Annotated in this window: 9 protein-coding genes; 7 read left to right on the forward strand and 2 right to left on the reverse strand. The window is 72.6% G+C overall.

The annotated features are described in order from the left end of the window. Positions 1 to 145 precede the first annotated feature (145 nt). Complete coding sequence (locus VM95_RS13195) at positions 146 to 1,462, reverse strand: nicotinate phosphoribosyltransferase (protein ID WP_045695843.1); 1,317 nt, start codon at positions 1,460 to 1,462, stop codon at positions 146 to 148. 141 nt (positions 1,463 to 1,603) lie between these two features. On the opposite strand from VM95_RS13195, the gene clpS reads away from it, so the two are divergent. The 7 genes from clpS to VM95_RS13225 all read left to right on the forward strand — a co-directional run bounded on the left by clpS (position 1,604) and on the right by VM95_RS13225 (position 6,480). Then, positions 1,604 to 1,897: an ATP-dependent Clp protease adapter ClpS gene (gene clpS, locus VM95_RS13200; protein WP_045695847.1), complete on the forward strand. Its 294-nt coding sequence runs from the start codon at positions 1,604 to 1,606 to the stop codon at positions 1,895 to 1,897. An 81-nt stretch (positions 1,898 to 1,978) separates the two neighbouring features. Then, positions 1,979 to 2,551 (forward strand): DUF2017 domain-containing protein, encoded by a 573-nt coding sequence (locus tag VM95_RS13205; RefSeq protein ID WP_045695850.1) that lies wholly within the window; start codon positions 1,979 to 1,981, stop codon positions 2,549 to 2,551. 263 nt (positions 2,552 to 2,814) lie between these two features. Then, positions 2,815 to 4,269 (forward strand): amino acid permease, encoded by a 1,455-nt coding sequence (locus VM95_RS13210; RefSeq protein WP_045695852.1) that lies wholly within the window; start codon positions 2,815 to 2,817, stop codon positions 4,267 to 4,269. A gap of 54 nt (positions 4,270 to 4,323) precedes the next feature. Then, positions 4,324 to 4,755, forward strand: a complete 432-nt coding sequence (locus VM95_RS13215) for a M67 family metallopeptidase (protein WP_045695856.1) — start codon at positions 4,324 to 4,326, stop codon at positions 4,753 to 4,755. 139 nt (positions 4,756 to 4,894) lie between these two features. Then, positions 4,895 to 5,014, forward strand: coding sequence for a putative leader peptide (locus tag VM95_RS45470; RefSeq protein WP_317621128.1), 120 nt, complete (start codon positions 4,895 to 4,897; stop codon positions 5,012 to 5,014). Positions 5,015 to 5,156: 142 nt separating this feature from the next. Then, the gene (locus VM95_RS13220) at positions 5,157 to 5,435 is read left to right on the forward strand and encodes a MoaD/ThiS family protein (protein WP_045695860.1); all 279 of its coding nucleotides are present in this window, start codon (positions 5,157 to 5,159) and stop codon (positions 5,433 to 5,435) included. A 76-nt stretch (positions 5,436 to 5,511) separates the two neighbouring features. Beyond that, positions 5,512 to 6,480, forward strand: a complete 969-nt coding sequence (locus VM95_RS13225) for a PLP-dependent cysteine synthase family protein (RefSeq protein ID WP_045695862.1) — start codon at positions 5,512 to 5,514, stop codon at positions 6,478 to 6,480. A gap of 48 nt (positions 6,481 to 6,528) precedes the next feature. Here the strand turns inward: VM95_RS13225 and VM95_RS13230 are convergent. Further along, positions 6,529 to 6,881, reverse strand: a 353-nt coding sequence (locus VM95_RS13230; RefSeq protein WP_045695866.1) for a type II toxin-antitoxin system PemK/MazF family toxin, incomplete at its 5' end; no start/stop codon positions are given.

The raw sequence follows: 6,881 nt of genomic DNA on the forward strand, positions 1-6,881 counted from the left end.
CTGACTCTAGGGAGTGGCGCGCGGGGGCGGAAGGCTTGGGACCGGGCCGGGGCTCGTCCGTCACGAGCCCCGGGACCGGCCCCGCGACCGCCGCCGGCCCGCGCGGGGGCCGGCCGGGCGGCGGTTCGCCGCCCGACGGTCGCGGTCAGGCGATCAGCTCGGTGGGGATGACCGGGTCGCCCTTGGAGAGCTGAGTGGCCGACAGCGGCAGCGCGGCCCGGGCGCGGACGTGCCGCTCGCGGGCGGCGCCCAGCGGCTCCCGGCCGACCGTCTCGCCGGCTCGCACCAGCGGTACCTGGACCAGGTGCGGCTCCAGCTCGGCGGGCACCGGCCCGGTGCCGACCACCTCGGCCTCGGCGACGCCCTCGGCGTCGGGGCGGCGGGCGGCCCACTTGCGGCCGCCGACGCTGGTCTTGCCGCCGGCCGCGCGCTTGGCCACCGGCACCAGCGGGCCGTCCTCGGTCTCGGCGCGGGCGACCAGCTTGTAGACCATCGCGCAGGTCGGGTGCCCGCTGCCGGTGACCAGGCTGGTGCCGACGCCGTAGCCGTCCACCGGGGCGGCGGCCAGGGCGGCGATCGCGTACTCGTCGAGGTCGGAGGTGACGATGATCCGGGTCTGCTCGGCGCCCAGCTCGTCCAGCTGCCGGCGGACCCGGTGGGCGAGCAGGGTGAGGTCGCCGGAGTCGATCCGGACGGCGCCCAGCTCGGGGCCGGCCACCTCGACGGCCGTGCGGACGGCCTCGCGCAGGTCGTAGGTGTCGACCAGCAGGGTGGTGCCCTTGCCCATGGAGGCGATCTGGGCCTGGAAGGCGTCCCGCTCGCTGTCGTGCACCAGGGTGAAGGCGTGCGCGGCGGTGCCGGTGGTCGGGATGCCGTGGGTGAAGCCGGCCTGCAGGTCGGAGGTGGCGGCGAAGCCGGCGACGTAGGCGGCCCGGGCGGCGGCGACGGCGGCCTGCTCGTGGGCCCGGCGGGCGCCCATCTCGATCACCGGGCGGCCGCCGGCGGCGGCGGTCATCCGGGAGGCGGCGGCCGCGATGGCCGAGTCGAAGTTGAGGATCGAGAGGATGACCGTCTCCAGGATCACCGCTTCGGCGAAGGTGCCCTCGACGGTGAGCAGCGGCGAGCCGGGGAAGTAGACCTCGCCCTCGGGGTAGCCGTGGATGTCGCCGCTGAAGCGGTAGTCGGCGAGGTAGCGCAGGGTGTCCCCGTCGACCACGCCCTGGTCGGAGAGCCAGTCCAGCTGGGCGCTGTCGAAGCGGAAGTCCTCGACGGCGTCGAGCACCCGGCCGGTGCCTGCCATGACGCCGTAGCGGCGGCCGCTCGGCAGGCGGCGGGTGAACACCTCGAAGACGGAGCGGCGGTGCGCGGCCCCGCTGCGCAGGGCGGCCTGCAGCATGGTGAGCTCGTAGCGGTCGGTGAGCAGCGCGGTCGAACCGGCCGCGCGCACGGAAGTGGCGTCCATGAGGATGATGCTACTACCACTTAGCGTCAAAGTGACGATTTCTCGTGACGCGCGCCGGGGCGGAATCGCCCGGCCGTCCCCCGGATGGCAGCATGGGGCGTGTAGGGGGAGCGGACGAGTGTGCAACGAGGAGGCCCGGCGGTGAGTGTCGCGCCCGTGGAGATCGAGCGCCCGGAGGTCGAAGGACTGCCGGTGACGGAACCGGACACGCCGTGGGTGACCATCGTGCACAACGACCCGGTCAACCTGATGAGCTACGTCCAGTACGTCTTCCAGGCCTACTTCGGCTACCCGAAGGACAAGGCCCGGAAACTGATGATGGACGTGCACACCAAGGGTCGGGCGGTGGTCTCCAGCGGCTCCCGCGAGGAGATGGAGCGCGACGTGCAGGCCCTGCACGGCTACGGCCTCTGGGCGACGCTGCAGCACGACTGACCCGACCTGCGCACCCGCCGCGGCCGGCCCCGGCGCGCGGCCGCAGGACCGAAGACGACGAGAACGGGCTGACCGATACACATGGCCGCATTGTTCGAGAGCACCGGAGGCGGCGGCGCGGCGCTCGCGCTGGACGAGGTCGAGGCCGCCATCCTGCGCACCTTCGAGGTGCAGATGCTGGAGCTGATCGGCCCCGGCCCGGGCGGCGACGACAGCGACCCGCTCGCCGCGCTGTTCGCCGAGGGGCCGACCGAGGCGCCCGCCGACCCGGCGCTGGCCCGGCTGTTCCCGGAGGCCTACGTCGACCCGGAGAAGCCCGCGGACGCCGAGGCCGAGGCGGCCTCCGGAGAGTTCCGCCGCTACACCGAGCCGGACCTGCGGACCCGCAAGCGGGACGACGCGCTGGCCGTCGTCCGCTCGCTGGACGGCCTCGGCGGGGCCGGCGTGCTCGAACTGGGCGCGCCCGACTGCCTGCGCTGGCTGGGTGCGCTGAACGACCTCCGGCTGGCGCTCGGCACCCGGCTGGAGGTCACCGAGGACGACGAGACGGGCCTCTACCAGCTGCCGGACGGTGACGACCGCAAGCCGCTGGTGATCGCCTACGTGTGGTTCGGGGCGCTCCAGGAGTCGCTGCTGGAGGCGATCGCGCCCTGACGGCGGCCCGAGCGCGCACCGAGCGCGCACCGATCGAGCGCTGATCGCGCCCTGATCGCCCGCGCCGTCCGGGTGATCCTGCCCGATTGCGGGCACGCCCCGGCCGGTTCGTCCACCATCTGGACGGTCGGCCGGGGCATTTCCGTTCAAATCGGGCGAACCCTATCAGGTCATGCTCAAATATCGCTCAGATGCACACCGCTGTCCGAACCCTGCGTGGTACGACTTCTCCACCCCACGAGACCCACCCAGGACGGTGCCCCATGGCCGAGCAGTCGTACGACCAAGTGGTCGACACCACCCCGGACGAGGAGGGATACGAGCGGGGGCTGGGCAGTCGCCAGATCCAGATGATCGCGATCGGCGGCGCCATCGGCACCGGCCTCTTCCTCGGCGCCGGAACCGCCATCTCCAAGTCCGGCCCGAGCCTGATCCTCTCCTACGCCGTCGCCGGCGTGGTGATCTTCGCGATCATGCGGGCCCTCGGCGAACTCCTCACCTACCGCCCGGTCTCCGGCAGCTTCGCCGAGTACGCCCGGGAGTTCCTCGGCCCCTTCGCCGGCTACGTCACCGGCTGGACGTACTGGCTGTTCTGGGTCGTCACCGGCATGGCCGAGACCACCGCCGCCGCCGTCTACGTCAAGTTCTGGGCCCCCGGCATCCCGCAGTGGCTCAGCGCGCTGACCTTCCTGGTCATCCTCTACGCGGCCAACCTGATCTCGGTGAAGCTGTTCGGCGAGATCGAGTTCTGGTTCTCCATGGTCAAGGTCACCGCCATCATCGGCATGATCCTGATCGGCATCGGCGTGCTCACCCTCGGCTTCAGCAAGGCCGGTGACACCGCGTCGATCAGCCACCTGTGGGAGAACGGCGGCTTCTTCCCCAAGGGCATCGGCGCCACCGTGATGACCCTGCAGATCGTCATGTTCGCCTACCTCGGCGTCGAACTCGTCGGCGTCACCGCCGGCGAGAGCGAGAACCCCGAGAAGACCCTCCCGCGCGCCATCAACACCCTGCCCTGGCGCATCGCGCTGTTCTACATCGGCGCCCTGGTGGTCATCCTCTCGCTCGTCCCGTGGACCGAATTCCAGCCCGGCGTCAGCCCGTTCGTCGCCGCCTTCGGCAAGATCGGCATCCCGGCGGCGGCCGGCATCATCAACTTCGTGGTGCTCACCGCCGCGCTCTCCTCCTGCAACTCCGGCATGTACTCCACCGGCCGCATGCTGCGCGACCTCGCCCTGCGCGGCCAGGCCCCCGGGCAGCTCACCAAGCTCAACACCCGCCGCACCCCGGCCTTCGCGATCACCGTCTCCTGCCTGCTGATGGGCGCCGGCGTGGTGCTCAACTACCTCGTCCCGGCACGGGCGTTCGAGTACATCACCTCCGTCGCCACGGTCTGCGGCCTGTGGACCTGGGCGATGATCCTGATCTCCCAGATCCGCTACCGGAAGGCCTGGACGGCCGGCCACCTGCCCGCGCCCACCTTCAAGGCGCCCGGCGGCGCCTGGGTCAGCTGGGCCGCGCTCGCCTTCCTGGCCATGGTCGTCGTGCTGATCGCCCTCGACGAGGACAACCGGATCTCGCTCTACGTCTTCCCCGGCTGGGCACTGGTGCTGGTGATCGGCTACCAGGTGCTCAAGCGCCGCAACCCGCAGGCCGCCCACGGCCTCGCCCACGACCACCTGCACGCCCGTGGCGGAAACGTGGACGCCCGCTGATCACGCCTCGGACGCCCCGGCGGAGGCCCGCCGGGGCGTGCTTATCCTGACCCCATGCTGACCATCACCCGAGAACTCCGCGACCGGATCGTGGCCCACGCCCGCGCCGACCACCCGGACGAGGCCTGCGGCGTGGTCGCCGGACCGGCCGGCACCGGACGGCCCGAGCGGTTCGTCCCGATGCTCAACGCCGCCCGCTCGCCCACCTTCTACGAGTTCGACTCGGGCGACCTGCTCAAGCTCTACCGCGAGATGGACGACCGCGACGAGGAGCCGGTGATCGTCTACCACTCGCACACCGCCACCGAGGCCTACCCCTCCCGCACCGACGTGAGCTACGCCTCCGAGCCGTTCGCCCACTACGTCCTGGTCTCCACCGCCGAAGGCGCCGACGAGGACGACCCCTACCAGTTCCGCTCGTTCCGCATCGTGGACGGCGAGATCACAGAGGAAGACGTCCAGGTCGTCGAGGCCTACCCGGCCTGACCAGCACCCACCTGGACGCGGCCCGCCGACCCCGTGCGAGCGGTCGGCGGGCCCGTACCGTCTCAGTACGGGAAACGGGAACATCCGCATCACGAGACGGGCATGCCCAAGCGGGCCCGGGAATCTATACGATGAGCCCATGCGTTCCGTCGATGTGAGCAACCAGGCCCCGGGCACCCGCCTCGTGGCGCGCCTGCACATCGACCTGTGCCGGCACGCCGGCGCGATCTGTCCCGGCACGCCCGCGCGCTCGCGCTGAGCCGCCCGCCCCGCACCCCGGGCCCGCCGCCGGCGGCGCCGAGCCCCCGGCAACCGCCCGCCCGCCCGGCACCGCCCGCCCCGCCGCGCCCGCCGCGGCCCACCCTCACCTGACGTCACGACTCGCACAGGAGCGCACACCCATGGCCATCGAGGTCCGCATCCCGACCATCCTCCGCACCTACACCGACGGCGCCAAGGCCGTCGAGGGCAACGGCAGCAACCTGGGCGAGCTCTTCACCGACCTCGACGCCCGCCACCCGGGCATCGCCGCCCGCCTGGTGGACGGCGGCGAACTGCGCCGCTTCGTCAACGTCTACCTGAACGACGAGGACGTGCGCTTCCTGGAGGGCATCTCCACCACCCTCGCGGACGGCGACAGCGTCACCATCCTGCCCGCCGTGGCCGGCGGCGCCCGCTGACCTCCCGGGGCTCCCCCGCCCGGTGGTGGCGGGGGAGCCCCGCTCCTCATCCTCGACGCCGCGGCCGGAGGCCCCCTTGCGTTACGACAGTCCGCTCGAAGCAGTCGGCAACACCCCGCTGGTGCGCCTGCCCCGGCTGTCCGCCGCCGTCCCCGGCAACACCGAGGGGCTGGTGAACCTCTGGGCCAAGCTGGAGGACCGCAACCCCACCGGCTCCGTCAAGGACCGCCCGGCGCTGCACATGATCGAACGCGCCGAGGCCGCCGGCCGGCTCACCCCCGGCTGCACCATCCTGGAGCCCACCAGCGGCAACACCGGCATCTCGCTCGCCATGGCTGCCAAGCTCAAGGGCTACCGGATGGTCTGCGTGATGCCCGAGAACACCAGCGAGGAACGGCGCGAACTGCTCCGCATGTGGGGCGCCGAGATCATCTCCTCCCCGGCCGCCGGCGGCTCCAACACCGCCGTCCGGATCGCCAAGGAGATCGCCGCCGAGCACCCCGACTGGGTCATGCTCTACCAGTACGGCAACCCCGACAACGCCGGCGCCCACTACGCCGGCACCGGCCCCGAGATCCTCGCCGACCTGCCGACCGTCACCCACTTCGTGGCCGGACTCGGCACCACCGGCACCCTCATGGGCGTCGGCCGCTACCTGCGCGAGAAGGTCCCCGGCGTGAAGATCGTCGCCGCCGAACCGCGCTACGACGACCTCGTGTACGGGCTGCGCAACCTCGACGAGGGCTTCGTGCCCGAGCTGTACGACGCCGAGGTGCTCACCACCCGCTTCTCGGTCGGCTCCGCCGACGCCGTCCGGCGCACCCGCGAACTCCTCCAGCAGGAGGGCATCTTCGCGGGCGTCTCCACCGGCGCCATCCTGCACGCCGCGATCGGCGTCGCCCGCAAGGCGGCGGCCGCCGGGGAGCGCGCGGACGTCGTCTTCGTGGTCGCGGACGGCGGCTGGAAGTACCTCTCCACCGGCATCTACACCGCCGAGACCACCGAGGCCGCCGTCGAGGCGCTGCAGGGCCAGCTCTGGGCCTGACCGCCCGGCGCCCGCGAGGGCCTGACGGTTCTAACGGTTCTATCGGTTCTAACGGTTCTGCAGCTCGCGCTGGGCGCGGGCCCAGACCTGGCCGTCCAGCGTGCCGGCCCGGCGGCGGAAGTCCCGCAGCGGCACCTCGCGCAGCTCGTCGGTCTCCAGCCAGCTGGCCCGGCCCTGCCGGTCGCCCACCGCGCCGGGCGGCAGCGCCAGCACCCCCGGGCGCTCCGCGTGGTGCTTGCTGGTGATCTTCGCGACGGTGGCCGTCCGGCCGTTCACCCGCAGCACCAGGCACGGGCGGTCCTTCGAGCCCGGGCCGTCCTCGAACGGCACCTCGGCCCACCAGACCTCCTGCGGCCGCGGCCCGGCCGCCCCGCCGCCGGCCGGGCGCGGCCCGCTCGGCC

The organism is Streptomyces rubellomurinus (assembly GCF_000961885.1).
Lineage (GTDB): Bacteria > Actinomycetota > Actinomycetes > Streptomycetales > Streptomycetaceae > Kitasatospora > Kitasatospora rubellomurina.